The sequence below is a fragment of the Roseateles sp. P5_E11 genome (genome assembly GCF_054049355.1).
Genome location: NZ_JBFUMO010000962.1, coordinates 1 through 1402, shown reverse-complemented (window position 1 = coordinate 1402; position 1402 = coordinate 1). Strand labels below are relative to the sequence as shown.

The window sequence follows — 1402 nt, the reverse complement described above, 5'->3', positions numbered from 1 at the left end:
GCGCATTGGTCGTGACGGCACGCAGGTCGGCCGTTTCCAGCTTGGACAGCTGGTCGGTCGTCAGCGAGCCGAACTGGCTGGAGGACAGTGTCGCGAACTGGGCCGAGCCCATCGCGTTGAGGCTGTCCGTGGCCAGGTTGGACAGCTGCGTCGTCGTCAGCGCCTGGATCTGCGAGGTCGACAGGCGGGAGATCTGATCCGTCGTCAGGACGTTGAGGTCGTCCGTGTTGAGGCTGACGATCTGCGGGCTGGTCGTCAGCGCGTTGAGCTGGGTGCTGGTCAGGCCGCGCAGCTGGTCGCTGGTCAGGCCGTCGAGCTGGGTGCTGCTCAGGGCGCGCAGGGCGGCCGTCGTCAACGACTTCATGTCGGCCGCGTCGATGGCCGACAGCTGGTCGGTGGACAGCGACTGTGCCTGAGCCGAACTCAGCACGGCCACCTGGGCGGTGCCCAAGGCCGTCATGTCAGCAGCCGTCAGGCCTTGGATCTGGCTGGTGGTCAGCGAGCCGATCTGGGCGGTCGTGAGGCTGGACACCTCATCGGAGCTCAGCGTCAGCACCTGATCCGAGGAGAGGCCGCGCAGCGCGGCCGTCGTGACGGCGCGCAGGTCGGCGGTTTCCAGCTTGGGCAACTGGTCAGACGTCAGTGAACCGAATTGCGTGGAATTCAGCGATGCGAACTGGGCCGTGCCCAGGGCGTTGAGGTTGTCCGTCGTCAGGTTGCTGAGCTGAGYGGTCGTCAGCACYTGSAYCTGGGCRGTGGARAGCTTGTTGAACTGGTCGGACGWSAGGCTGTTGAGRTCGTCCGTGTTCAGCGTGCGGACCTGGTCGGTGGTCAGCGAGTTGATCTGGCTGGAGCTCAGCGCGCGCARCTGGTCCGAGGTCAGGCCGTCSARCTGGGTGCTGGACAGSGCRCGCAGGGCGGCCGTCGTCAGCGACTTCATGTCGGCCGCCTCGATGGCYGASAGCTGRTCCGTGCTCAATGCGGCCGCTTGGCTAGAGCTCAGCACGCCAACTTGGGCCGTGGACAGGGCCGTCATGTCACCGGCCGTCAGGCCCTTGACTTGCGTGGCGGACAGCGAAGCAATCTGTCCCGTGGACAGGCCCGCCACCTCGTCGGAGGTCAGCGTCAGGATCTGGTCGGAGCTCAGGCCCGCCAGTGCCGCAGTCGTGACGGCGCGCAGATCGGCCGTCTCCATCTTGGGCAACTGGTCCGACGTCAGCGAACCCAGTTGCGACGAATTCAGCGTGGCGAACTGGGCCGAGCCCATCGCGTTGAGGTTGTCCGTCGTCAGGTTGCTCAGCTGAGCAGTCGTCAGCACCTGCACCTGGGCGGTGGAGAGCTTGTTGAACTGGTCGGACGTGAGGCTGTTGAGGTCGTCCGTGTTCAGCGTGCGGACCTGGTC

Annotated in this window: 1 pseudogene; it reads right to left on the bottom strand. The window is 65.9% G+C overall.

From position 1 onward, the window contains the following. Positions 1-1402: pseudogene (locus tag ACXJKR_RS32510) on the bottom strand (heme utilization protein); the annotation flags it as partial.